The sequence below is a fragment of the Aureitalea sp. L0-47 genome, assembly GCF_026126405.1.
Taxonomy (GTDB): Bacteria; Bacteroidota; Bacteroidia; order Flavobacteriales; family Flavobacteriaceae; genus Pukyongia.
Genome location: NZ_JAFMTQ010000002.1, coordinates 76,713 through 102,906, shown reverse-complemented (window position 1 = coordinate 102,906; position 26,194 = coordinate 76,713). Strand labels below are relative to the sequence as shown.

Sequence of the window (26,194 nt, the reverse complement as noted above, 5' to 3'; positions counted from 1 at the left end):
CAAAAGATAGAGACTCAAATACTCTTTCTTGCTGTATCTCCTGTCGGCCACCTGACTTAAGGCAATCAGTTCATTGGTGAAGGCGGGCGATAGGATGGAGGTACGTTGTCGATTGGTTTTATGCTCTTCAAATAAGTGAATATTGCGGTAATATCGTCATCACTCAAAGTTGAATAAACGGGCATTGGAGGCATCATGGGCCGGTTGTTGTCCATGCCTTTGTACTTTCCTTGTTTAATTGCTTTTTTGAATTGTTCCAGAGTCCATGAACCAATTCCAGAATCATCAGGCGTTAAATTGCCGGCATAGCTGGTACCCCAGGGTCCAATAGCAGCTGTAAGATCCGGGTGCATTAGTACCCATGGCGAAGAACCCATCATTTCAGAAGGTATTGGCGGTAATGAATCGTTGGCAGGGAAGCCCATCAACCACTTATCCATATCTGGGACAGGACCTTTTTCGGTTAATTTTTTTGGGGAATGACAATGGGCGCAGCCCATATTTTCAACCAGGTATTCTCCTTTTTTGATCAGATCTTCTTCGGAAACGGCAGTTTCCTCGGATTCGGAATAGTTTTCTACTTTTTCCCCACAACTTTGAAATAAAAGTAACGCGGCGATCATGCTCATTGTGTAATAAATTGATTTCATTTGGTTAGATATTTTGGCATTTGTAGTTGGTCATGAAATCTAAGGCGATCATAAGTTACGTTAATTCTCAAATTTTAAACTCTATGAAATCATATATTTTCGTCTTGAAATTTCATGGAGAAGTTTTGGTTAATTCGTACTTTTCCGAAGTAAAATTTTATCGATGAAACCATTTTCCATTGCCATTCACGGAGGTGCCGGAACCTTGATCAAAGGTATGATGACCCCAGAGTTGGAAACCCGGTATACTACTGCCCTTAATGACGCTCTTGAAGCGGGCTACACCGTTCTCGAAAAGGGTGGTTCTGCTATGGATGCAGTGGAAATAGCGGTTTGTGTTCTGGAAGATTCCCCGCTATTCAATGCGGGAAGAGGAAGTGTTTTTACTGCGGAAGGAACCCACGAGATGGATGCCGCCATTATGGACGGTAGCAATCTCAAAGCAGGTGCGGTGACCATGGTCACGGGGATTCGAAATCCTGTTTCTCTCGCAAGAGACGTGATGGATAAAAGTCAACATGTGTTTCTCGCCGGTGAAGGGGCTATGAAGTTTGCAAATATGCTCGACTACAAGATAGAACCACCCGAATTCTTCTACGACGATTTTCGATACAAGCAATGGCAAGAGATCAAAGACAGTGATAAATTCCAACTGGATCACAGTGTGAGGAAAGACAGTAAATTCGGAACGGTGGGAGCTGTAGCCTGTGATGCATCTGGTAATCTCGCCGCTGCAACCTCTACCGGAGGTATGACCAACAAGAAATGGGGTCGGGTGGGGGACAGCCCAATGATAGGTGCGGGGAATTATGCCAATAACAAAACCTGCGCGGTGAGTTGTACCGGAAGTGGTGAATATTTCATTCGGGCTGTGGTAGCCTATGATCTGTCATGTCTGATGGAATTTAAAGGTTGGTCACTCGAAAAGGCCGCTTCTGAAGTAATTTATCATCGCCTAAAGCAAATTGAAGGTGATGGTGGACTGATAGCGGTAGATTCCGAAGGAAATATAGCAATGCCATTTAACACCGAGGGTATGTACCGTGGGATGAAAACTTCAGCAGGAAAAAAAGAGATCGCGATCTATACCTAAACGAACTGGGCTTCTAATGGAAGGACTTTTACCTTTTTCTCCTTCAGGTTGAAACGGTCACCGTTTGCCAATACGTGAGTTTTAAGATTTACCAGTGACATGGGTGTTCCTTCTTCCAGGATCTCCTCGTTATTGTGTTTTAACTTTCGAGGGTCGAAAATGATAACCATACCCGAACCAATTACCTCGAAGGTTTTACACTCCTTGATAACCAGGCCGGTATCTTCGGCCAGTCCTACACCAATTAATTTAGGATATCTCGCCACTGCCTCTGCCAGTCGGCCAAATCGACCCCGACGGATAAAGTGAGAATCTATTATAAGATTAGGCACAAAGCCCATTCCGTCGCTCATGAGGACAGTGCCTTTGAAAAATGCTTCGGTACTGCTTCCCCCGGCGATCATTTCTTCCGCCATGCACATGGCTCCTGCGCTGGTACCTGCGATCACAAATTTTTCCTTCCTGTACTTCTTTAAAAGCAGTCGATGTAATTCGGTTCCTGCGATCTTTCCGGTGATCTTAGACTGGTTACCTCCTGAAAACATGACGCATTTGGCATTTCGGATTATACCGAGGTTTTTAGAAAGTTCAGATTGGGAGCGTTCGCGTATATCCAGGACCTGCACATTACTGCAGTCTAATTTATTGAAGGCCTTCAGATAGTTTTCGCCTATCTCCACAGGATAGCTCGAAGCGGTAGGAATTACAACTATTGAGGAGTCATTCCCTCCACTTTCCTTGACCACACGGGATAATATTCCATCTTCTATATAATCCAGTTTATTATGATCGGCAGTTTCAATACCTTTGTCCTCATTTCCACCTATGGGAATAAGCGTTCCTTTGGCTTTCATTGTAGTAAATTTGATAGCACAAAAATACGGGTTTTGTACCAATAAAAATTATATATTTAATGTCTTTCGACACAAGTAATTAACAGCCTACCTAAAGATGAAAATACGAGAAATCAATGCGATGCGCGGACCTAATTATTGGTCCATAAGACGTCACGAATTAATAGTAATGGTCTTGGATCTGGAGGAGATGGAGGACCGTCCATCCAACGAGATCGATGGCTTTCGCGAACGGCTGGAAGCAATGTTTCCTACTATGTATGAACATCGTTGTTCCGTAGGAACTCCGGGCGGATTTTTTCAACGGGTGGAAGAAGGGACCTGGATGGGTCACGTTATCGAACATATCGCCCTTGAAATTCAGACCCTTGCGGGAATGGATACCGGTTTTGGAAGGACTCGAGGCTACGGGGAAAAAGGCGTTTACAACGTTGTATTTTCATATATCGAAGAAAATGTAGGAAGGTATGCTGCGAAGGCATCGGTTAGTATATGTGAGGCCTTGATCGCCGGAGAAGACTACGACCTTGAGCCGGACATCCAGGAGATGCGCGAGTTAAGAGAGGCTTCACGACTTGGGCCAAGTACTGGATCTATTGTTGAAGAAGCAGCCAGTAGGAATATTCCGTGGATTCGATTGAACAAGTATTCATTGTGTCAATTAGGATACGGAGCCAATCAAAAGCGTATCCAGGCAACGGTTACTTCGGAAACGAGCAGCATAGGCGTTGAACTGGCCTGTGATAAAGAAGACACCAAATTTCTTCTGGAAAGGGCGGAAGTCGAAGTACCCAAGGGTGATATTATTTCTCGCGTACGCAGTCTAAAGGAAGCTTGTGAATACGTAGGATTCCCATTAGTGATAAAGCCGATAGACGGAAATCATGGACGTGGCATTACCGTGGATATTCAAAATTATGAGGATGCGGTTGTAGCTTTCCATGCTGCAAAAGAAGTATCAAGACGTGTTATTGTTGAGAAATTCATCACAGGTGAAGATTATCGCTTGTTGGTGATAAATCATGTTTTGGTGGCCGCCGCAAAACGGACCCCGGCGCACGTTATCGGTGATGGAAAGTCGACGGTAAGAGAACTGGTGGACAAGGTAAACGAGGATCCACGCAGGGGCTACGGACACGAAAATGTCCTTACCATGATCACGATCAATGACCTTACTAAGACCATCTTAAAAGATGAAGGATTAACTGAAGATTCTGTCATTCCTGAAGGAGAACGAATAATATTAAAGGATACCGCTAACCTTAGTACCGGAGGTACTGCCGAAGATATAACCGATATCGTGCACCCTGCTAATGTGGCAATGGCCGAACGTATTTCCAAGATCATCGATCTTGATATCTGCGGCATAGATGTGATGACCAGCGATATCAGTAAACCGCTTTCTGAAACGGGAGGAGCCGTTCTTGAAGTAAATGCCGGTCCCGGTTTCAGAATGCACCTGGCACCAACTACAGGTCTCCCCAGAAATGTGGCCGCTCCCGTAGTAGATAAATTATTCCCAACTACAGGTGATACAGGACGAATTCCGATAGTTGCCATCACAGGAACCAACGGGAAGACAACAACCAGCCGCCTTATTGCCCACATGGCAAAGATGAGTGGATATCGTGTAGGTTACACCACCAGTGACGGGGTGTATATTCAAAACCGACTTCTGATGTCCGGGGATTGTACCGGACCTGCCAGCACCGAATTTGTTCTGAAAGATCCAACCGTGAACTTCGCCGTTCTTGAATGTGCTCGTGGAGGACTATTGAGAGCCGGACTCGGCTTTGATCATTGTGATGTGGCGGTGGTGACCAACGTGGCTTCGGATCATCTCGGTTTGAAGGGGATTAATACCATCGAACAGCTTGCGAAAGTAAAGGGTGTTCTTCCAGAGACGGTATTTCCCGATGGCTACGCCATACTGAATGCAGACGATGACCTGGTTTATGAAATGCGGAGAAGCATTGATTGTAACCTGGCGCTGTTTTCACTCGATGAGAATAACCCCAGGATACAGGCACTACAGCGGAAAGGTGGGATCACTGCCATTTACGAAAATGGATTTATCACGCTTTGCCGTGGAAAGTGGAAAATGCGAATTATGAAAGCCGAAAATGTACCGCTTACTTTCGGAGGAAAGGCTTTCTTTATGATACAGAACGTATTGGCTGCGGTTATCGCTGCCAATGTGAGAGGAATTACCATTGAGGACATGAAAGCAGCACTGGAATCTTTCGTTCCATCGCCTTCCCAAACTCCGGGCCGATTAAACCTCTTCGAGTTTCAGAACTTTAAAATTCTTCTCGATTATGCGCATAACCCCGCTGGAATGTTAGCTCTAAAACAGGTAACAGATAGCATGGATGCACCTAAGAAAGTTGGAATTATTGCAGGAGTAGGAGACCGTCGCGATGAAGACACCAATCAAATAGGAAGTATAGCCGCGGAAATGTTCGATGAGATCATTATTAGGCAGGATAAGCGTCTGCGAGGGCGTACCGAAGAAGAATTGATCAACCTGCTTCACGAAGGGATCAAGAAGAAAGATCCCAACAAGAAAACCACTATTATTCCTTCGGAAAAGGAAGCGATCACCTTTGCGGTGAATAATGCCGAGAAAGATTCCCTGATCATCTGTTGCAGCGATGTGGTCCCCGATGCGCTTGATCTGGTGAAAAAGTTCAAGCACCAGGAAGCTATTGGTGAAAAGATCTTTTCGGAATAATTACTTCTGAAAAAATAACCCTCCTGGGCCAAGGCTTCGGAGGGTTCCTCAAAGTAATTGAATTTACTAAAAACAATTATCGTATACGCTCCACTTCGAAAGTGGTTGCTGTTGGGTCACTTGCGATGGTAATTCCAGTTTGCGCATAAGCGTAAATCTCTATGTATTGCCCCGCTGTTAAGGATTCAATGGTTTCTACCTTCCTAGTTACAACACCATTACCCTGGTGATGGTAAGTGTCACTTTTTATCAAAGTTCCATCCACATATACAGCAACTCCAAATTGATTGGTTGCAGTGCTTGTATTACTGCTTCTTATGGTGGCTGTGATACGGTAATATCCCGTTTCTGAAACGTCAAAGCGATCTGTTCCAGTGTCGAAGTCAGACCCAAGGTCAAAAACGGCAGTACTAAAATTTAATTTCGTCCAGTTTGGTGGAGAAATCGTCTGTCCTGTAGTCATATTCATTTTTGCCAAAGCAAAGTTTGATACGTTGAAGTTCACATTCGAAAGATCCACGGTTTGTATCGGTTGTCCGTCGTCTTCCAGGGATATCCCAAGGTTATTTCCAACTAAAGTGAAGGTGTCCACCGTTTGGTCATCAGTATCCGTAAAGATAGCGGCAGGATTCGCCCAGGATGCCTCTCCTGAGGCATTAGATGCAAGTACTCTACCCGCTGCCTGGTTACCATCCACATATTGAAATATACCATCGGCACGCAACCTGTCCTGTACGTACACATTACCGCTTCCGGCGGTTCCCGGCGCTCCAAAAAAGCCGGCCCAATTTGTTGTAGCGTTCGTGGCAAAAGCTTGTATTCCATAGTTGAAATTCCCGCTACCACTCACCTGACTTAATAATCCTGTATTCGAATTTCCGGAACCCGTCATTTGTGTCACATAACCATAATTGGCAGAAGCTTGAGCTGAGTTTGAGATGTATATTCCCGTTGCTGCACTAGCCGATGCGGAATTGTCAATAGTAATACTTGAGCCACGAATTATTCCGGAATCACCAGATCTGGCTAGTATATCTAACGCGGCACCTGTAGCCCCGGAATTTGCATGAAGATAATTTATTGACAACCCTTCATCCAATGTACCATTGTACTCCATATCCAGGACTGCATCCGGCGTTGAATCGCCAATCCCTACTCTTCCCTGGGTGTATATATTATCCGTAATGGCATTCGGTGGATTAGTGGTCCCCTCTTCATACCATCCATCATTAGACGGGATGTCAACAAAGCCAAGTTGACCGGATCCATTTGTAGCCATCACTTGATTTGCCGCGCCATCAGCTGCAGGCATAAGATAGCGACCAACGGCAGAGTCGTTCCCAAAAGAAGCTCTCCCTATAAAGTACCCGGCATAATCGGTTGCGTTATTATCGACCTGGGCGTATACACCGTAGTCTGTACCGGATGTTTGGATGACGGCATACTCTCCGTAGGCGCTCCCAGATACCGTGGCGCCAGAGAAAATGGTTCTGCTTCCATAAAGATTGGCCACGTTCGTGCTTCCTGAAGCTGTGTTGAATACTCCGGAGCCACTAGCACTGGCACTGAGATCAGTAAAGCTGTTGTAACTTCCGAAAGCATTTGTAATAGCGGAGTTATTGAAATCGTTTTGCATTCCACGGGCTTCCCCTCCAAATCCAAAAGAAAATGAATTATACATTGCTGTTTTACGGCCTCCACTACCGCTAAATGAATTTCGAATAGCCTGTATGGATAGTCCCGTGCTATTTCCTCCTATGGAATTGGAAAGTGCGTAGACGTTGGTTGTTCCATTGGCCGTAATGTTATTATCTATACCTCTTAATAAACCCGATGATGCGGCACCCATGCTTTGGCGGATACCTGTGGTAGTGCTAGCCGGATCAGATTCCACATAGAATTTGACATTTGCCGGATTCGTTGTAGCCCCGATCACTACGTTCCCCTGGGTGAACATGTCATCGCCAATTGCATTTGGAGCTGAGGTTGTACCTACCTCATACCAATCTACATCTGCTGAGGGATCTGTAAAACTTAGTAATCCGGCACCATCTGTGGCCAGAACTTGTCCTGCAGTTCCGTCGGTGGTTGGGAAAGCGTATCCGGTTCCCGAAGGAACCCCTAATTGGAAGGTTCCGTTTATTCTAAGTAAATCGTTGTCAAACTCTCCATATACCAAGGCATTACCGGAGTCGGCATTCGAATTTTCAATATACAATCGATTCCCGTTGGATTCATTGAACCCGGCCTGGTATCCTATAAATACACTTCCGCTACCGGAATAGTTGAACGCAGCGTCGCGTCCCAGGGCAACATTCTGATTCCCGGTGGTATTGGAGTACAACGCATTACTGCCTAATGCAACATTGCTCAATCCAGTGGTATTAGAGAAGATAGATTGCAAACCAAGGCCAACGTTGTCTGAAGCACTGGTTGTATTGAATAATGAACGATATCCGAGAGCCACGTTACCCGATCCTCCGTTTAGAGAATTTAGGGCCTCGTGGCCAATAGCCGTATGATATGAAGAAGTTGCATTCGATTGTAAGGTGCCATATCCCAGACCCGTATTGAAGGCTCCGGTAGTATTTGCAAACATGGATTGAAACCCTATACCAAGATTTTGATTATCACTGCTATCATCATTCGCGCCGGCATTAATTCCGAGGAAAACGGATGAACCATTATTAGTGCCATCACTATCAGATTTCCCGTCACTCAGTTCGTCAATGGAGTTCGCACCGGTAACCTGATCTGCAAAGCTTAACTGGCCGGAGCCGTTTGTTGTTAATACTTGCCCCGAAGTTCCATCTGCGGCGGGTAACAAGTATCGGCCTGTTGAAGGATCTGTTCCGAAGGAAGAACGCCCGATGAAATACCCCGCATAACCAGATGCATTCTGCACATCCGAATAAACCCCGTAATGCTGTCCGCCAGCGGATGCAGGAATAGTTGTATAAGATCCGTACTTATCTCCTGTCCCGCTCCCTGAGATCGAATTATAGACCCCATATCGAGCGCTATTTCCTGCAGCCTGAATAACATTGTTTAATCCGTAAATAATTCCGTTATAAGTAGTAGAACTAAGAAACCTGTTCTCCATACCGGTAAAACCAGCACTGCTGGATGTACTGCCGATAAATTCGTTTCGTATTCCAAACATGCCGGAAATACTATTGAATCGATTGTAAACACCAGTTTCTGACCCACCATTGGAACTGAAATTATTATAGAGCCCCGTAGTACTGCCCGCGTGTGCACTTGAAAAATTATTGTAAAGTGCTTGATAATTGAAGGCTGCAGAGGGAGTTAATGAGGCATCTGTTATATAGGAGCCATAAACGTTTGCCGAAGAGGCCGGAGTCCCCTCCGGACTAATTCGAATAGGGTAAATATCACTGGTCACATCACTTTTCACAAAGAATTTAGCGTTTGGAAATCCACTTAGATCCGTCCCAACCGTTACACTTCCTTGGGTGACCAGGTTGTCGGTTATGGCAGTAGAAGGATTGGATGTACCCGTGATAAACCAGTCGGAATCGTTACTTCCTGCTCCACTTACTAAAACCCAGCTCATGGTTCCATTGTCCCAGAAGTAAAATCCTTTAGCAGGCGTACCGTTTCCTGTTACAAAAACAAGCATCCCGTCCTGATCTGCCCCCGGATCGGAAGACGGGAAGTTGTCGATTCGAGGAATTAAAATTCCATCTGTATTGGAAGGCGTTGCGGCACTACTGGCCGAAATATCTAAACTGGACTTAGGGTCGGTATTCCCGATCCCTACCTGTGAATGACCTACGTAGCCGACAAAGCATACGGCTACGAGCAGTATATATCTTTTCATAATTCAATTGTTTTGAGGACATAGCCGTAGGTGCTATGATTTCAGGGCAAAAAAAGGTTAGCTCCTGCGCGTAAAAATAGTTGGAGAAGTATGCTTACTTCGGAAATATTTAGTGAGTGCCTGAATATTTTTAGTGAATGATATCAGGCAGTGCGAAGTTTCTCTTTGATGCTTTCCTTGTTTGAAGCACTCAAGGGAATAAGATCTCCTTCAATCTCCAGTGAATCCAGGGTCATCTTGGAAACTTTGCGGAGATTTACAACGAAGGAGCGATGCGGTTTAGCAAAATGTGCCGGGTTCAACCCTTCCGAAGTAAATTTCAGGGTTTTTGGAACCAGGTAAGAGTGATCTTTGGTCACCACGTAGCAATAGTTGTCGAAGGCCTTCAGGTATAGGATGTCCTGCTGGTTTAACTTGTAAGTCTCACCTTCCGATTTAATAACCAGGAACTCATTCTTAGTTGACGACAACTTATGCCAGGCGAGTTCGATATGGCTCCTCAGGCCAGCTTCAGTAAAAGGTTTTACAATAAAACCAAGAGGGTGTGTTTCCTTTACCCGGTTTACGGTTTCAGGATCGGTTTGAGAAGTGAGGTAGAGGTAAGGAATCTTCCGTTTATCGAATTCCATAGCGAGTTCAACCCCATCTTTCTCGCCCTCCAGTTGGATATCGAGTAACACTAGGTCCGGTTTTTCTTTCTGAACCGCCGCTATCGCCTCTTCATAGTTTTCAGCATCACCCAAAACACTAAAACCTTGCTTTAGCAAAGCCGTTTCTATGGTGACTGCAATTAGCGGTTCATCTTCAACGATAAAAATTTTTAAGGCAGGCATATTTTTCTATTGAACCTAAGCTAGTTTAAATCTAGTTAAAGGTTTAGAATTTTTAGCGAAGTGATAAATAAATTTAGTAACATTGAGTTAGGACAGTAAATTAAATCGGCTCACATTCAAAGTTGCAACAGTACCTCCCAGTTCTCTATTTTCGAAAGTAATGCTCGCTTTTAGCTTCTTGGCCAGGGCCTTCATGAGCTTTATTCCAAAGGAACTCTCCCGAACCTCATCCGGCATTCCTTTTCCGTTATCAGTTACCTGCAATACCAGTTCTTCCCCTTGTTTATTGAAGGAAATGTCCATCTTTCGATCTGTATCGATATCATTGAAGGCGTGCTTTAGAACGTTGGTGATCAATTCGTTCAGGATGAGTCCGATAGGAGTGATGGATTCTATGTCCAGGGTCATGGATTCTACATCCAGATCAAAGGCAATGGGCTTTTCATTATCCGTGTGACTGCTAAAGATCTCTTCGGTGAGATCGTTAAAATATTCCCTGGTATCTATGCCCACTAACTGATCTTTATTGTACAACTTCTGATGGATCAACACCATAGAACGAACCCGATTCTGGGCCTCCTGAATAGCCCTTTGAGCAGCTTCGTCCTTTACGTTTTCAGACTGAAGGTAAAGCAATGAAGAGACGATTTGGAAACTGTTTTTTACCCTGTGATGCGTTTCTTTCAGTAAAACATTTTTCTCGTCTACTGTTGCCTCGAGCAGTTGCTTTTGCTTGGCCAGCTTGCGGTTCTTATTGCGATTTTTCACAAGGAAGAAGATCACTATTACCAGCACTACGAATACCGACCCAAGTATCCAGTACAACAGTCGCTTTGATGCGGCTTGTTGTTCCAACTCGCGTTCGGTGGTTTGTAGGTCGTATTTTACCTCTAGTTCGGCTATGTTTTTCTTTGTTTTTTCTGAAACCAAAGTATCCCGAAGCTCCGAACTCATCTCTTTGTATTTCAGTGCGTTCTGAAAGTCACCGGCAACCTCATAGGTATTTGAAAGTTTATCGTACAACACCATTTTCTGTTGCTTCCTGTCTGTAGTATCAAGGCTTAATAGAAGCGGTTCAAGCGTATTAACTGCCAGCTCGGGATTGTCTTCCTTCAGGTAAATATTTGAAAGGAAAACAGCGCTGTAAAAAAGTGAATTTAGTGCACCCATACTATCGCTCACTTTGATCGCTTCTTTGTAGCGATTTATGTTTTCCCGAGTCGCTGAGGTATCAAAGATATGCGTCATTGGAAGGTGATCGAAGGGTGTTTCCGGCTGGCGCTTACGATAATACTGGGTAAGGATCTCGGTGAATTGAGTTTGTCTTGGAATATCCCCGATTCGCTTGAAATAATCTACCAGCACGAACATGTAGAAACCGCGTTCCGGGTGATCTTCCTCGGTATTTAGCCTATTCCAGGCCGCGAGGTAACGTTGTGTAGCTTGTTCAAAATCTTCGATAGACTCATAAACCATGCCTTTTGAATAGTTGATGCTGGCTTCCGCGGTAACCAAATCGAGGTCTTCGGCCATTGATTCCGCAATATTGAGATACTCCAGGGCTTCTTCAGGTCTATTTTGAAAGATATAGGCATTGGCCAGACTTACATGAAACCATATTCGATCTTCTATGTCGCCATGAACTTGGCTTAATTCGAGTCCTTTTTCAAGATATTCAATGGCTTTTTCGGGTACATCTCGAGACACCAAAAATTCACCAAAATCTCCTAATAGCAGCATCTTTGTGTAATCGGAAGGTGCTTTCTCAATCATATGGAGAAAAATAGGATCGACCGATTCCCGGGGCATCCTATTGAGTTTCCTTCGGAAGGAATCAAGCTCGCTGCGCGTGGAATTTTTGTCTAGTTTGGCAATTGATATCAGAACGCTATCCGCATACTTTATGTCTAATGTTTGTGCCGCAAGAGTAAGTGGGAATGTGAGCAGAAGAAGGAAGACAATTCGTTTAAACATAAGTGCGATCGCTGGGAAATTATGGATAGGTGAATTTACTAAATAATTTCAGGCAATAAAAAACCCTCCGAAGCCATGGCGTAGGAGGGTGCCCCCAAACAATGTTGTAGACGATCTACGCGATTGTTATAATTTACGTCAGCAGGAAAGGAAGACTAATTAGTTTTCGAAAACGTACACAGCGCCGGAATCAAAGCTGCTATTGCTCAACAGATCACCGTTGATGCCAGTTGCATTGCTATCTTCATATGGTGCTGAGCCACTTAAATATGTAACCGCATCATTTAGTGCAACGCCGGAACCAAATCTGTCACCTTGACCAACATTACAAGCTTTTATGTACAAGGATTGCGACCAGGTACTACCGGAGCGCTCCAATAAATAAGCAGCACCAGAACTGAATACATCATTAGACGACTGATCCCCTCCAATACCACTATCATATCCCGATTCCACAGGGGCTCCAATTAACAACCCATCTCCACTGGCAGTTAGTGACATGCTAACTCCAAAAAGATCATTGAAGTCCGTGTTGGATGCTTTTATATAGGCTTGCTGTGTCCAGGTGCTACCAGAACGAGTGAAGACATATACAGCTCCCGAAGCGCTTGTACTGTTGTCGGACTCGTTACCGTTGATTCCTGTTGCGCTGCTATCTTCTCCGGTGCTGCTCACCACCATAGTGTTTCCATCTGCATCGAGTTTAACTACCTGCCCGAAGTTGTCCTGACCATCTGTGTTTGACGCCTTTACGTAGGCCTCCTGGGTCCATGTGCTTCCACTTCTAACATAGACGTATGCTGCACCGGCTCGATTTGCACTATTGTCTGCCTGATTTCCGTTGATCCCTGTGGCGTTGCTGTCTTCCTGGCTAGCGCCAATGACAAGTCGAGAGGCATCGCCACTTAATGATACCGAGCGTCCAAATGAATCCTGCAATTCTGTATTGGAGGCCTTTATATACGCTTCCTGGGACCAGGTGCTTCCACTTCTCACGAATACATAGGCTGCACCGGAACTGGAAGCGGAATTATCGGCTTCATTACCGTTAACACCGGTAGCATTACTTTCTTCGCCACTTGCGGTCACTACTACCCGAGATCCATCGGCATTAATACTAACGCTCTCTCCGAAGCCATCAAAATTATCAGTATTGGAAGCTTTGAGATAAGCTTCCTGGCTCCAGGTTGTTCCCGACCTTACGAATACATAGGCAGCACCTGAGAACGAGGACGAATTATTCGTTTCATCGCCGTTCACACCAGTGGCATTACTATCCTCACCCCAGGCCCCAACAACTATACGGGAGCCATCGGAATTAATTGCCACTGAAATTCCAAATTGATCCTGTGGATCGGTATTCGAGGCCTTTATATAGGCTTGTTGGCTCCAGGTACTTCCACTCCGTATAAAAACATAAACCGCCCCGGACTGAGAGGAACTGATATTGGTCTGGTCTCCGTTAATTCCTGTGGCGTTGCTTCGTTCGTAGTTGCTACCAATGACAAGATAATTACCGTCGTTACTCATGGCAATAGAATTGCCAAAATAAGTTTGTGCGTTAGTGTTAGACGCCTTAATATAAGTACAATCCTGGGTGTCAAAAGGAATTTCTTCTTCAGTCACAATACTCCCTGAACTGTCGAAACCGGTACATACCCATCGGCCGGCCATTTTAATACATGTTTTGCTTCGTTGTTGGTCATAGACCATGGTACCGTCCACCGGAGAACCGCCCGATCCGTCTGTTAGCGCCTCAAAGCTGCTTACTCTCGGCATAACTAACCCCATATTCGTACTGGCCACGTCCAGGGCCCCTTGCGGACTCGTGGTTCCTATTCCTACCTGTCCAAAGGTGGTACTTATCATAGCAACGGTCAGGAGTACAGTAAAAAGTGTTTTCATAATATGCTGTTTTAGCACCAGAGATAAGCAGGCAAGCTCTTATTTGATGATTTGAAGGACTCCAAAGTTAGAATTGAAGCCATCGAAAAACCTCTATGAAAACATGGATTTTTTAAATTATGGGAATTCTTGGAAGCAGGTTTATCGGGTGTTGTAGAAAATTGAAAAGCCACCACAAAGTGATGGCTTTTCGCCCCAAATTTGATCGATTCGCTTAAGCGTATCAACCTACTTATGTAATGCAAATTTACGAAAAAAAATGATGCCCGCCTTTCCTTGTAGGAATTATCTTATAAAGGGCGAATTAGCGCTTGCTTGAAGCTAACCTATTGAATTGAAGAAATTTACAATTTTTTACGATTTCTTGTTGTAATAATCGGAAGCTGAATTTTCGTTTTTTCCTTCCTGGTATTTCGTGACCCAAAACCCTTCCTGTAAACCGTAATATCCAACCTCTCCTTTCTTATTCACAGCGATATAACCTATCTGGAAGTTGTCGATGTTGTCGTTTTTGGCTACAATCCTTTGAATGGCCTCTTTACAAGCCTGCTGTGGCGACTTGCCTTGTCTCATAAGCTCTACAATGAGAAAACTTCCAACAGTTTTAAGCACTTCCTCTCCAAGCCCGGTCGCAGTGGCCCCACCTATTTCATTATCAACGAACAGTCCTGCACCAATGATAGGGGAATCGCCAACCCTGCCCGCCATTTTGTAAGCGAGTCCGCTGGTAGTACATCCGCCGGCGATATCTCCATTAGCATCAATGGCCAGCATACCGATAGTGTCGTGATTTTCTATGTTGATGATAGGTTTGTATTCTGAAGTCTCCTTCCACTTTTCCCAGGCTTTTCGCGACTTTTCCGTGAGCAGGTCCTCAGCCTCAAAACCTGATTCCAGCGCAAATTGCCTGGCACCGGCCCCTGCCAGCATCACGTGAGGGGTGTCCTCCATGACTTTCCGAGCCACAGAGATAGGATGCTTTATATCCTGAAGATACACCACCGATCCATAATTGCCATCCTTGTCCATGATACAGGCGTCCAGCGTTACATTTCCGTCGCGGTCCGGTAAACCTCCTATGCCTACCGACTGTCCTTCGGCATTTGCTTCTTCTACTCTACATCCCGCTTCAATAGCATCCAGAGCCGATCTTCCTTCTTCCAGCACCTCCCAGGCTTTGGCCGTAGCGTCATGAACATTCCACGTAGCAATTACAACTGGCAGTACAGCTTCTTTGCCTGCTGCATCAACGGGTACATTCGATTCGGTTTTGTTATTACAACCAATCGCTGCAGCACCGGCAACCAGTCCCACTCCTGAAAGTGAGGCATTCTGAATAAAGGTTCGTCGTTTCATATTTTTATTTGGTTAGTTTACTTCGATCTCATCTACAAAGATCCAGGCCTTCCCATTGAAAGGATGTGCCAGATGCCATTCCGGAAGGTCCCCCAGGTTCTTTGCTACTATCTTAATATATCTCGCGCTATAGCCGTTCATATTAAACTGAATACTCTTAATTTCAGACACATCCGAAGGTGTTTCAGCATCCATCTTTTGAGGAGGGAGATTTTTATAGTATCTGTTTGGATTATCGGAAACATAGCATTCCACTTCCGTTGGAAAAAAGATCCAGCTGCGTTGATCCTGAAGGAAATTAACGGTAATCGTATCGAATGGTTTTACACTGCCGAGATCGATCACAGCGATCACGTCGGTATCTTGGTATCCCTGCCAGGCACCCGTCCTGAAATCTTTAGAACCTCGAATACCGTCTATCAATGCATCATTGCCGCCGGCGTTGTATTGGTTGGCGTATTCGGTTTCAAGGGAAATGCTTATAGTTGGGTCTATCTTATAGAATCGTGTTTCCAGAACCGAGCTTCTAACTTCATCTCTGGTAGCATAGGTTTTTAACAAAGTTCCTTCGGAAATCTCAAATGGCTCGGTGTAGGGCTCAAATTCTTCATTGTTCAAACTGTAGTAGATCTTCGCGTCGCCGTACGCATTATCGAGTGAAACTGTAGTCATATTTTTAAAGGCAACATTACCTTCAGAAATAAAAGGAGCCGGAGTAATTAGATGTTCGGTGATTTCCGAAGTAGGAATTGCAGCATCATTAGTTCCCCAATCCGATGGCGTACTTGTCATCTCAAATCTAAGGACACCACCTTCCATGATCTCATCGTGAGTGATATAGGTTCGATTTAGAGGCTGGTCATTCAACGTAGCTGCCTTGATATATTTGTTTTGTTCTGAGATCAATTCCGCCACGACGGTAAATTTTTTGCCTGATTCAAGATTGATAGTAGCCTTCGGAAACAATGGAGTTCCAATAACGTATTCGTTGCTACCTGGTGTTACAGGGTAAAAGCCCAGGGAACTGAACACATACCAGGCGCTCATTTGTCCGCAATCCTCGTTGCCACTGATTCCGTCGGGTGTATTCGTATACAATTCAGTAAGGATCTTATGCACCTTCTCCTGCGTCATAAATGGTTTATTCACGTAGTTGTACAGGTAGGCCATGTGATGACTGGGTTCATTCCCGTGAGCGTATTGACCAATGAGCCCGGTGATGTCTGCCTGGTCCCTACCTGAAGTTTCTGATTTGGCCGAAAACAGCTCGTTGAGGTGTCTTCGGAATTCATCTTTGCCACCCATTAGTTCTATCAGGCCACTAATGTCTTGCGGAGCATACAGACTGTATTGCCATGCATTGGCTTCCGTATAATTAAAGTTAACTTCAAAAGGATCGAAGGGTCCGAACCAGGTATTTCGAAAACGCCCTCGCATGAAGTTGGATTGAGGATCGTAGACATTTTTGTAGTACTGAGCCCGTTCAGAATACGTCTTATACACATCATTCTTCTTCATCGCCTGTGCCATTTGGGCAATGGTCCAGTCGTCGTAGGCATATTCCAGGGTCTTGGAAACCGACTCGCTTTCTTCTTCCACCGGGATAAAACCAAATTTTTGATAGGCTTGGAGCCCGAGATGGTAACGGGTCGCACTGTGCATCATAGCTTCCAGGGCTTTTTCGGCATCGTAACCCCGAATGCCTTTAAGGTAGGCATCGGCAATTACCGGGATGCCGTGATACCCTATCATGCAACCGGTATAATTGGCCGAAAGGTCCCAAATAGGGATGATCCCTCCCTCGTCGTACTTGGCGAGCATGGTATTGATAAAGTCGTTGGTACGTTCCTGCTCTATGATGGTGTACAAGGGATGAGCGGCCCTATAGGTATCCCAAAGTGAGAATACCGTGTAATAATCAAATTCATCGGTCTTGTGGATCTCCAGGTCCATCCCGCGATATCGTCCGTCCACATCCTGGTAGAGGTTAGGTGCCAGCATGCTGTGATACAGAGCCGTATAGAAGTTCGTTTTATAATCCTCTTTTGGTGATTCGATAACGATCTTCTCAAGCTGTTGTTCCCAGGCCTGTTCAGCTTCGGATTTTACTTCGTCAAAGGTTTTGTTCCCAATTTCTTCCTCCAGGTTTCTTTTAGCTCCTTCTGCATCGACAGCAGAGATTCCAACCTTAACGATCACGGGATCATTATCGGGATTAACAAATTGAAAGGCTGCCTTTTTCTGATACGGCAATGGTTCGGAAGCACCCGGATCTTCGGCCAACGGATGCGAGAATTTAATGTAAAAGAATAACCTTTGATCCTTGGCCCAGGCCTCTGAATGCCTGTGGCCGGATATTTCATAGTCATTGATTCTTTTTATTTCGGAACTAAGCAGCTTATCTCTATGATGCAGATCCAGCATCAATATCTGGTTATCTGAAGAGGGATATTTGTAGCGATGGATTCCAGAACGTTTAGCGACGGTTAATTCAACATCGATTTCGGTTGAATCCAGATGTACCTTGTAGTAGCCGGGTGAAGCCTCTTCGTTATTATGAGAGAAATGTGCACGATATCCTTTGCCACCATCCGCACCGTTATAAAAATTTTCTTCATCAGTTGGCATCAGCAGCACATCCCCATAATCACTTACCCCTGTTCCACTCAGGTGAGTGTGGGAAAATCCGTAGATGTAAGAGTCGCTGTAGTGATAGCCACTGCATCCATCCCAGCCATCCAGTCGGGTGTCCGGACTCAATTGCATCATTCCAAAGGGTACACTGGCTCCGGGATAGGTATGACCATGACCGCCGGTACCGATAAATGGGTTCACATAGCTTGTTAAGGAATTTTCCTTCTGTGCTACTGTAATATTTTCATGCTTATTGCAACTAATGCACAACAGAAGGCTAAGAAGAAAGCAGAAAGTTACTCTCATTAGTGGTAATTAGACTGAAAAGATACGAATTCACGTTAAAATTAAGTGAAGGCGCAGGATGTGTTTTGCAATCGGAATTATCTTTAACCCAAAAGTAATTGAATGATGATCAGATGGATCATTTTTATAGCGATTTATGTAGCGATCGATATTTATGCTTACCAGGCATTTCGAACGATCACCAGGAATAACTGGTTGTCTGTGGCGTACATTTCGATATCCGTTCTGCTTTTGGTAACATTTATATTTCAACTAACATCCGGGGATTCTTCCAGAACCATGACGCCTTTACGTATGTATACCTTCGGACTTTTCCTGGCGGTGTTCGGACCTAAACTCCTGCTGGTTGGTATCATGTTTACTGAGGATATCGTTCGTCTCGCAGTAGGTGGTGTTTCCAAGGTGAGTGGAATTACCGACAATTTCCATATTCCGTCACGTAGAAAATTTATAAGTGCTATAGGTCTAGGATTGGCAGCCATTCCATTTAGTTCGTTGCTTTATGGAATGTACCGGGGAAAATACAACTACCAGGTACTTAACTACACCCTTGAGTTTGACGATCTGCCTGATGCCTTTGATGGCTACAGGATCACACAGATCAGCGACGTCCACAGCGGAAGTTTCGACAATGAAGATAAGGTGGCCTATGGGATAGATCTCGTAAATGAGCAGAAGAGTGACCTGATCGTTTTCACCGGCGACCTTGTAAATAATGTGGCCGATGAGATGACACCCTGGAAGGCGCTATTCGCGAAGCTTAAGGCAAATGACGGTGTGTATTCCATCCTCGGAAATCACGATTACGGCGACTATGCACGATGGAATTCCGAAGAAGAAAAAAGAGCTAATCTTGAACATCTGAAGTCCCTTCAGAAAGAAATGGGGTGGGATCTGTTGCTGAACGAGAACCGAACGATTGAAAAGAAAGGCCAAAGCATCAAATTGGTTGGAGTAGAGAACTGGGGAGCCGGAGGGTTTAAGAAAGCCGGAGACCTTGACAAAGCATGTCATGGCATTGCAACCGAAGATTTCAAGGTGTTGTTAAGCCATGATCCTTCTCATTGGCAACAGCAGGTGAAGAAAGATGATCGAAACTTCCAACTCACATTAAGTGGTCATACCCACGGCATGCAGTTTGGTATCGAGATCCCGGGCTTGATAAAATGGAGTCCTGTGAAATACAGGTATGAGAACTGGGCGGGTATCTACGAAGAGTTGGGACGATATATTAATGTGAATCGTGGTTTTGGTTTCATTGGCTATCCCGGCCGTGTTGGCATCTGGCCCGAGGTTAGTGTCATCGAACTGAAAAAACGCGCGCAAACCGCTTAATTCGATGGAAATGTTATATTTGTATCAACTAATACTTCAATAGCCATGTCTAAATTTGGAGAATTAATAGAGACCAATGTTCCCGTCCTTCTCGATTTTTATACTGAATGGGACGATGCCTGCAAGGAGATGCACGCTGTTCTTCGGGACGTTGCTGCGGCTTTAGGCGATAAGGCAAAGGTTATTAAAATCGATGTGGAGAAAAACTCAGAACTGGCCGAAGCACTTCGCGTAAAAGGCCTTCCCACTTTGATGATCTACAAGAACGGTGAAATGAAATGGCGCCAGAGCGGTGAGCAGGATGCCAATACATTGATCGGTTTGGTTAAGGAGTTCGTTTAAGATCAGGAGATCGCCAATCCATTCCAATTATTTTCTATTATAAATTCCAGTGTTTCAGGTAGGGTATAGCGCAGATTCTTTTCTGCCTTCAGGCTGTCGTGAAATACTACTATACTACCCGGTTCTAGGTTTAGCTGGACATTTTCCAGGCACTTTTCAGGAGAAATAGATTGATCCCAATCGAAACTCAGTACATCCCACATTACGATTGAATAACCTTTCTGTTTGATCTTTTTAGATTGCACCGGTTTGAGTTTTCCGTAGGGTGGTCGGAACAACAACGAAGGGGTTGATTCTCTATTTGAATTGTTTTGTTTTAGTATTTCTGAAGCAGCTTCGACGTCGGATATATAGGTTTCCGTATTGGTAACCCAGCCATTGAGGTGCTGATTGGTATGGTTCCCCACCGAATGTCCTTCAGCAATAATTCTACGGAATAGTTCGGGATGTTTTTTCACATTCTCACCGATACAGAAAAACGTTGCTTTTATGTTGTACTCGTTCAGTATATCGAGTACCCATGGGGTAACCTCAGGAATGGGGCCATCGTCGAAGGTGAGATAGACAGCATTTGTTTCCTGCGGAAACGACCACACCCATGACGGGTTTAATCGTTTAACCAGGGAAGGTGTTTTTACCAGGAAAGGGTTCATGACTTATTCGGCTAGGCCAGCAACTGCGGTGTCGGCACTTTGTGCACTATCCACTTCGGTCTCAATGCTGTCTTCACCCTCAGGTTCAGATTCCAGATCGATTCCTTCTTCTTCCCCGTAGAAATGACGGAAAAGCTTTAAGTGGTTATTAAACTCCGTTGCATTGTCTTTACCATATTCTTCAGAATCAAAAACAATGGTAATGTCCACAATGCTTCTATAGCGTTCCATATTACTGATGATCTCATCCGCAAGTGCGTATTGACGTTTTACCTTCATACCACTGAAGAACAGCAAATTCTCCCGGTATTTCTTCGAGACATCTTCGAAGATCGCCCTGGCCTTTTCAGGTTTGTCTAATTCATAATACCCTAAGATGAAAGGTTCCAGCAGGGAGTAATATTCGAAGTACTGTACCGGCATTTTCTCCATAGCAAGGTCCAGGATGTTCTCAGCTTTTTCCTTCTTTCCTTCGTTGATGAGAGTCTCGGCAAGGCGGGCGAGATTACTTCGGTAAGAAATACCATTTCTGCGTGTCTCCGTATCGTGGTAGATATCAGGGCTGCCACTATTCCCCCAGTCCCACTGCATCACGATATCGTACATCTTATCACTGTCGATCCTACCCATATCGAAGGGGTTGCGTTTATCAACAGGAGTTCTCACAGGTACCAGTTTGTAGACTAATCCGTCCAGTTGCAGATAATCTTTCATCCACAGATAATCGTCATCACCAAAGCTTCCGCCACTGAAGTAAATTGGGCGTTCCCAGTTATTATTGGCAATGATATCGAGCATCATCATTCGGTTCTTGTATAGTATATCTCCTTTCAGAACGATGTCGATGTAGGGCACAATAAGATCGGCATCCTTTTCAGGAACGATTCCATTTCTCAACACGGTCTCTTTGTCCACAGGAACCCGAATTACTTTCGATGGGAAGGAGTTGGCGATCTGGCCGCTTTCCAGGGCTATGGTCGTTGCCTGGCTGTCGTTAGCCACCCAGTTCATCCATTTCTTTATATCCAGGGTGTCCTGAGGAGTTTCCTGGTAGAAAAGGAAATCCCTCGATCCGTATTTATAGTCGTTGTGGGTTAATTGAGAAGGTATGGGATCGCTTGTCCATGCTTTCTTCTTCATGTCGTCTATATACCAATCTGTTTGGAAAAGGCTAGTGTTAACAATCCTAACATCCTGTCGATGTCCTTCGATATTTTGCTGGTACCAAAGAGCAAAGGTGTCGTTGTCTCCAATGGTAAATAGGATGGCGTTTTCATCACAGGAATCCAGGTACATTTTACCCATGGATTGAGCTGTGTATCGATTCGACCTGTCGTGATCGTCCCAGTTCTCCGTGGCCAGAAGTACCGGCCCAGCGATCAGAGTGATTCCCAGAACGATCGGTAGTGCCATTTTGGGTTTCAGATATTGTTTGGCAATTTCGAACAAGGCGTACACGCCAAAGCCTATCCACATGGCAAATACGTAAAAAGATCCCACAAGGGCATAGTCTCTCTCCCGTGGTTCGAATGGCCGTTCGTTGAGGTACACTTTCAGAGCGAGACCAGTAAAGAGGAATAGCACCAGGAGCACCCAGAATGTTCGACGGTCGTTGAAGAAATGGAACAGGAGGCCAATAATTCCCAGTAACAAGGGCAACATATAATAAGTGTTTCGCGCCTTGTTATTTTTCATATCTGAAGTGAGATTGTCCTGGCTTCCGAGGAACATCTCATCTATGAATTTGATACCGCTTATCCAGTTTCCGTTCAGGTAATCGTCATTGCCCTGTACATCGTTCTGCCGTCCCACGAAATTCCATGCAAAATACCTCCAGTACATATAGCCGAACTGGTAGGAGAACATGAACTTCATGTTGTCTATGAATGAGGGTTTTTCAATATCCAGGTAAGGACTGAAGTTTGTTAGGAAGGTATTATAATCTTCCACATCTACCAGGCCTTCCGCATAAGCCTGTTTAAATTTATTCACTTCCTCCACGAGTCGGGATTCGCTTCTGTAGGGTCGTTTTATAGTGAAATCTACACCGTCGAGGTAACTCAAGTAAGCTTCCTTATGTTCTATGCTCCACATACGAGGAAGGATGGCTTTGTGGGCATCATCCGTATTCTGACTAGCATTCTTGTAGTTATTTACGATGATGTATTTCCCCGCTTTTTCATCTTTCTCGTACTTGGGCTTATCGTCTTTATAGGGATTGTCCGGATCCAGTCCTGCGTATGTTTCCGTGAATTGGGGTCCGTAGAATAAATGGGTTTCAGGATATTGCTCCCGGTTGTAATAGGCCAGGAGTTCGCGGGCGTTGTTCGGGTTGTTTTCGTTGATCACTACCCCGGCATTCGCGCGAATTGGAAGCATTAACCAGCTGGAGAAACCAACGAATATGAACAGCACGCAGAGGATGAGCGTATTCACCCTGGCATAACCTTTTTTGCGAGTGTATCGGAGTCCGTAATAGAACAAAGCGATAAACAATAATCCGGCAATGATGGTTCCTGAATTGAACGGTAAACCTATATCGTTCACGAAGAATAATTCCGAAGCACTAAAGAACTTCATGGTCATTGGAAGTAGCAGCTTGAAGATAAATAGCAGTATGGCTACCACAACCACATTAGCGATGATGAAATTCTTATAGGTGACTTCTTTTGTGTTTTTGAAATAGTAGAGGAATCCAATAGCGGGGATCGTTAGCAGTCCCATGAAGTGAACTCCAAAAGAGAGTCCGATAATAAAGGATATGAGGATCACCCAACGGTCACCCCTGGGGGTATTCATTTCCCGCTCCCAGCGCAGTCCGGCGTAGAACATTAGTGCCACGAAACAGGCTGCAGAGGCGTATACTTCTGCCTCCACGGCATTGAACCAAAAACTATCTGTAAACGCAAAGGCAAGTGAACCTACGGCTGCGCTTCCCAGGATCGCCATTGCACTGGTTTTGCTAATTTCTTCGTGTTTGGATACTACTTTCTGGAGTAGTAAGCTGAGAGACCAAAACATAAAAAGTATGGTAAACGCGCTCGCAAAGACCGACATCAGGTTGATGGTGAGTGCGATGCTTGTAGCCTCCATGGCAAAGATGGAAAAAAAGGCACCCATGATCTGGTAGAGCGGTGCTCCGGGAGGGTGTCCAACTTCGAGATTACTTGCCGTGGTGATATATTCACCGGCATCCCAGAAACTGGCGGTGGGTTCTACGGTGAGCCAGTAGGTGAGGAGGGCGATTCCGAATACGCTCCATCCTAGGATTCTGTTCCATTTTACAAAGTTGAAATCGGACATAAAAAAACTGGGTTATTGGTCGAGGCGAATTTACTAATAATATGCCTAAAGGGACTCCTAAAAATATGCTAACGTGGGTTTTGGGGTTATTATTTCGCAAAAAGTGGGGTGGAAAATGGTACTAGAACTTTAGCTTTAATGTAAATCGGGGGTTTAGAACGGTCTTAGACCGTAATGTCTGTCTGATTTTTGCTGAAAATTGTTTGTGTGAACCAAAGTTTGTATTAAATTTGCGCACTCATTATGGTATTGGCCCATGGTGTAACTGGCAACACGTCTGGTTTTGGTCCAGAAGAGTCTAGGTTCGAGCCCTAGTGGGCCAACAAAAAGCCGCTTCGAATGAAGCGGCTTTTTATTTTCTATTAATTATTCTTATTCTTTATTGGCCCACGTGAATGTGGGTGGTTGTTTTCTTTGTTTTGTAACTTAAATCAATGTACAAAACAAAGAAAACTTTGCGCTCCCCATTTAAGAATGATCCTTTCGCTTCAGGCTTTTTCTTTTGGGTGAATAGTGAGACGTGAATAGTTATTAGATAGAATTCTCCCAAATCAAGATTTACCTTTCACTTATGACTCATTTGGCACACTATTGTGGGTGGTTGTTCCGTCATTTTTGTAGTTTCCAGTTTACAAAAATGACGGAACTTTCCGTTTCCCAATGTGTTTGTCGGAACCATTGTTCCGGGCTTTTTGTTTTGTTCAAAAGTGAGTCGCGGAATAGTACCCACTCCATCATAATTTGCCTTCACCACTTTTTCGATACATCTCTATTCTTTCAACCTCTCAGCCACACTATCATAATATTCTTGAGAAAGTACTTCTGTCCAAACCGTTGGTTGTTCTCCACCATAAATGGCCAGATATGTCACATCACTTTCTTTAGTGGATGAGTGCCAATGCTCAGTGTCTTTTTCACACATGATCACATCTCCTGCTTTTAAAATTACAGGGTCTTTTCCTCTTTCCTGATAATAGCCCTCTCCTTCAACATAGATCAATACCTGTGGCGATGTGTGCTTATGCCAGTCTAAGGTTGAATTCGCCTTGAAGGTCGCTTTTGTGATATTGTAATCCAGGTCACCATCGGCGGATAATAACCGATTTAACCACGCTTCCCCAATGTAGTGGGTGTTTGGCGCTTTAATTCCTTCCTCCAAATATGAGGAGACAGTGTATTCAGAACTTTGTGCATTCGCAAAAACAGATACAACTATCAATAAAGTGGTAAGTAGAATTTTCATGTGTTTTAAGTTTTTAGTTCAGTCCTTTTTCGCTTAGCCATTCAAACATTAACTCCGCGATCTGTTTGTTGTTTAGGTCCGACATAGGAAAATGCGTATTGCCCTTGATCCCTAATTCTGGTAGGACGATCAAAGTTACATCTCCTCCTGCATCATTAACGGCTTTGGTCCATTGCCCGGCCATGGTAAGTGCTGCCCGCCATTGCTCTTTGCCAGGACTTGTCACTGGTTCTTCAGGAATATAATCCCCGTAGTATATGACGATAGGGATTTTCGTTAATTTCTGAAATTCTTCCATCGGTACCCCTCGAGCTTTCAAAGCCCCACCCACAAATGGAATGGGTTGTGGCACTTTTCCCACCGGAAAAACGAAATTGCTCCCTGGTTCATAAGAAACAATAGCCTTGATGTTGTCGTTCTTTAATGCCGTCATCCAACCCTGGCCGCCGCTGTGTGAATGAGTGACCAGTACACCTTCCCCGATTTTATCGAAAAGAGCTGAAACGGCATCAATATTTACCTGGATATTCAAGGGACCGGTGTCGGGTGTTATTTGTCGAAAAAATTGTTCCAATGCGTCGGGATCCTGTGAAAATTGAACTTCCGGGTAGAACTGGTTTCCTTCACCCAACCTGAATATTCCAAACCAAAGTTGATCTTCGGTTCTGGCATTTGTAGTTGTTGAAACAGTGCTTCTTCCCGAGAGCCCCCGTCTGGGCTGGTCCAGCAGATACACCGGGAACTTTTTCTTCAGAAAGATACTTTGAAACCCTTCTCTCCCATCTGGTGTGGTTTGCCAGGTTCGCATGGATTGGCCGTAGCCGTGCCAGAAAACGAGAGGTAGTTCTCTTGGATTAACAGGAATTTGATAAACAACAGTAGCATGATCCCCATGCAGGGTTTGTCCTTCTGTACTTTGATCGGTCGGATTAAAATAACCGTGAGCCACAGGATCAAAAGTACCGGGGCTTTCAATTACTGAACCTCCCACCGCAAATGTGCCTTGTTCCTGAATTTGAACGGATTCTTTATCACTGATAGACGGATCCGCACTATTCGGCTGCCTTTCGGCACAACTCAAAATAAATACAAGTGTACACAAAATTCCCGTGTAAAAATTAAAGTACTTTATCAT

The 26,194-nt window shown here is 44.6% G+C and carries 16 protein-coding genes and 1 tRNA gene; 5 read left to right on the top strand and 12 right to left on the bottom strand.

Annotation, left to right across the window (positions count from 1 at the left end; translation table 11 throughout):
- Positions 1-65 precede the first annotated feature (65 nt).
- On the bottom strand, positions 66-650 hold the full coding sequence (locus J1N09_RS03660; protein WP_265198218.1) for a c-type cytochrome: 585 nt from the start codon (positions 648-650) through the stop codon (positions 66-68).
- A 163-nt stretch (positions 651-813) separates the two neighbouring features.
- Here J1N09_RS03660 and J1N09_RS03655 point away from each other — a divergent pair, with 163 nt between their 5' ends.
- Positions 814-1,743, top strand: coding sequence for an isoaspartyl peptidase/L-asparaginase family protein (locus J1N09_RS03655; RefSeq protein ID WP_265198216.1), 930 nt, complete (start codon positions 814-816; stop codon positions 1,741-1,743).
- On the opposite strand, the gene J1N09_RS03650 is transcribed toward J1N09_RS03655, so the two are convergent.
- Positions 1,740-2,597 (bottom strand): cyanophycinase, encoded by an 858-nt coding sequence (locus J1N09_RS03650; protein WP_265198214.1) that lies wholly within the window; start codon positions 2,595-2,597, stop codon positions 1,740-1,742. The two genes, J1N09_RS03655 and J1N09_RS03650, sit on opposite strands and share 4 nt — an antisense overlap.
- A 97-nt stretch (positions 2,598-2,694) precedes the next feature.
- Between J1N09_RS03650 and cphA the strand changes: the two genes are divergently transcribed.
- Positions 2,695-5,331, top strand: a complete 2,637-nt coding sequence (gene cphA, locus J1N09_RS03645; protein ID WP_265198212.1) for a cyanophycin synthetase — start codon at positions 2,695-2,697, stop codon at positions 5,329-5,331.
- Between the two features lie 76 nt (positions 5,332-5,407).
- On the opposite strand, the gene J1N09_RS03640 is transcribed toward cphA, so the two are convergent.
- The 6 genes from J1N09_RS03640 to J1N09_RS03615 form a co-directional block, all read right to left on the bottom strand.
- A complete protein-coding gene (locus J1N09_RS03640; RefSeq protein ID WP_265198210.1) occupies positions 5,408-9,175 on the bottom strand; it encodes a beta strand repeat-containing protein in 3,768 nt (1,255 codons plus the stop codon).
- 143 nt (positions 9,176-9,318) lie between these two features.
- Positions 9,319-10,008 carry a LytR/AlgR family response regulator transcription factor gene (locus J1N09_RS03635; RefSeq protein WP_265198209.1) on the bottom strand — a complete coding sequence of 230 codons (690 nt, stop codon included), beginning with the start codon at positions 10,006-10,008 and terminating at the stop codon, positions 9,319-9,321.
- An 87-nt stretch (positions 10,009-10,095) separates the two neighbouring features.
- On the bottom strand, positions 10,096-11,982 hold the full coding sequence (locus J1N09_RS03630) for a histidine kinase dimerization/phosphoacceptor domain -containing protein (protein WP_265198208.1): 1,887 nt from the start codon (positions 11,980-11,982) through the stop codon (positions 10,096-10,098).
- 159 nt (positions 11,983-12,141) lie between these two features.
- Complete coding sequence (locus J1N09_RS03625) at positions 12,142-13,887, bottom strand: FG-GAP repeat protein (protein WP_265198207.1); 1,746 nt, start codon at positions 13,885-13,887, stop codon at positions 12,142-12,144.
- A gap of 354 nt (positions 13,888-14,241) precedes the next feature.
- Positions 14,242-15,243 carry a N(4)-(beta-N-acetylglucosaminyl)-L-asparaginase gene (locus tag J1N09_RS03620; protein WP_265198206.1) on the bottom strand — a complete coding sequence of 334 codons (1,002 nt, stop codon included), beginning with the start codon at positions 15,241-15,243 and terminating at the stop codon, positions 14,242-14,244.
- A gap of 12 nt (positions 15,244-15,255) precedes the next feature.
- The gene (locus J1N09_RS03615) at positions 15,256-18,183 is read right to left on the bottom strand and encodes a GH92 family glycosyl hydrolase (protein WP_265198205.1); all 2,928 of its coding nucleotides are present in this window, start codon (positions 18,181-18,183) and stop codon (positions 15,256-15,258) included.
- A gap of 105 nt (positions 18,184-18,288) precedes the next feature.
- Here J1N09_RS03615 and J1N09_RS03610 point away from each other — a divergent pair, with 105 nt between their 5' ends.
- Both J1N09_RS03610 and J1N09_RS03605 read left to right on the top strand, forming a co-directional pair.
- Entirely contained in the window at positions 18,289-19,518 is a 1,230-nt protein-coding gene (locus J1N09_RS03610) for a metallophosphoesterase (RefSeq protein ID WP_265198458.1), read from the top strand.
- Between the two features lie 45 nt (positions 19,519-19,563).
- The gene (locus J1N09_RS03605) at positions 19,564-19,860 is read left to right on the top strand and encodes a thioredoxin family protein (protein ID WP_265198204.1); all 297 of its coding nucleotides are present in this window, start codon (positions 19,564-19,566) and stop codon (positions 19,858-19,860) included.
- A 2-nt stretch (positions 19,861-19,862) separates the two neighbouring features.
- Here J1N09_RS03605 and J1N09_RS03600 read toward each other — a convergent pair whose 3' ends face one another.
- The gene (locus tag J1N09_RS03600) at positions 19,863-20,513 is read right to left on the bottom strand and encodes a polysaccharide deacetylase family protein (protein ID WP_265198203.1); all 651 of its coding nucleotides are present in this window, start codon (positions 20,511-20,513) and stop codon (positions 19,863-19,865) included.
- 3 nt (positions 20,514-20,516) lie between these two features.
- Positions 20,517-23,816: a DUF2723 domain-containing protein gene (locus J1N09_RS03595; RefSeq protein ID WP_265198202.1), complete on the bottom strand. Its 3,300-nt coding sequence runs from the start codon at positions 23,814-23,816 to the stop codon at positions 20,517-20,519.
- A 250-nt stretch (positions 23,817-24,066) separates the two neighbouring features.
- Between J1N09_RS03595 and J1N09_RS03590 the strand changes: the two genes are divergently transcribed.
- Positions 24,067-24,139 (top strand) — tRNA-Gln (locus tag J1N09_RS03590).
- A 446-nt stretch (positions 24,140-24,585) separates the two neighbouring features.
- Here the strand turns inward: J1N09_RS03590 and J1N09_RS03585 are convergent.
- Both J1N09_RS03585 and J1N09_RS03580 read right to left on the bottom strand, forming a co-directional pair.
- The gene (locus tag J1N09_RS03585; RefSeq protein ID WP_265198200.1) at positions 24,586-25,059 is read right to left on the bottom strand and encodes a cupin domain-containing protein; all 474 of its coding nucleotides are present in this window, start codon (positions 25,057-25,059) and stop codon (positions 24,586-24,588) included.
- A 13-nt stretch (positions 25,060-25,072) separates the two neighbouring features.
- Positions 25,073-26,194 carry an alpha/beta hydrolase gene (locus J1N09_RS03580; RefSeq protein WP_265198199.1) on the bottom strand — a complete coding sequence of 374 codons (1,122 nt, stop codon included), beginning with the start codon at positions 26,192-26,194 and terminating at the stop codon, positions 25,073-25,075.

Bases quoted from the DNA above. Each gene is read 5' to 3' on its own strand.
- J1N09_RS03655 (WP_265198216.1), top strand. From the start codon at position 814: ATGAAACCATTTTCCATTGCCATTCACGGAGGTGCCGGAACCTTGATC.
- J1N09_RS03625 (WP_265198207.1), bottom strand. From the start codon at position 13,887: ATGAAAACACTTTTTACTGTACTCCTGACCGTTGCTATGATAAGTACC.
- J1N09_RS03660 (WP_265198218.1), bottom strand. From the start codon at position 650: ATGAAATCAATTTATTACACAATGAGCATGATCGCCGCGTTACTTTTA.
- J1N09_RS03595 (WP_265198202.1), bottom strand. From the start codon at position 23,816: ATGTCCGATTTCAACTTTGTAAAATGGAACAGAATCCTAGGATGGAGC.
- J1N09_RS03605 (WP_265198204.1), top strand. From the start codon at position 19,564: ATGTCTAAATTTGGAGAATTAATAGAGACCAATGTTCCCGTCCTTCTC.
- cphA (WP_265198212.1), top strand. From the start codon at position 2,695: ATGAAAATACGAGAAATCAATGCGATGCGCGGACCTAATTATTGGTCC.
- J1N09_RS03650 (WP_265198214.1), bottom strand. From the start codon at position 2,597: ATGAAAGCCAAAGGAACGCTTATTCCCATAGGTGGAAATGAGGACAAA.
- J1N09_RS03585 (WP_265198200.1), bottom strand. From the start codon at position 25,059: ATGAAAATTCTACTTACCACTTTATTGATAGTTGTATCTGTTTTTGCG.
- J1N09_RS03580 (WP_265198199.1), bottom strand. From the start codon at position 26,194: ATGATAAAGTACTTTAATTTTTACACGGGAATTTTGTGTACACTTGTA.
- J1N09_RS03620 (WP_265198206.1), bottom strand. From the start codon at position 15,243: ATGAAACGACGAACCTTTATTCAGAATGCCTCACTTTCAGGAGTGGGA.
- J1N09_RS03635 (WP_265198209.1), bottom strand. From the start codon at position 10,008: ATGCCTGCCTTAAAAATTTTTATCGTTGAAGATGAACCGCTAATTGCA.
- J1N09_RS03610 (WP_265198458.1), top strand. From the start codon at position 18,289: ATGATCAGATGGATCATTTTTATAGCGATTTATGTAGCGATCGATATT.
- J1N09_RS03640 (WP_265198210.1), bottom strand. From the start codon at position 9,175: ATGAAAAGATATATACTGCTCGTAGCCGTATGCTTTGTCGGCTACGTA.
- J1N09_RS03615 (WP_265198205.1), bottom strand. From the start codon at position 18,183: ATGAGAGTAACTTTCTGCTTTCTTCTTAGCCTTCTGTTGTGCATTAGT.
- J1N09_RS03600 (WP_265198203.1), bottom strand. From the start codon at position 20,513: ATGAACCCTTTCCTGGTAAAAACACCTTCCCTGGTTAAACGATTAAAC.
- J1N09_RS03630 (WP_265198208.1), bottom strand. From the start codon at position 11,982: ATGTTTAAACGAATTGTCTTCCTTCTTCTGCTCACATTCCCACTTACT.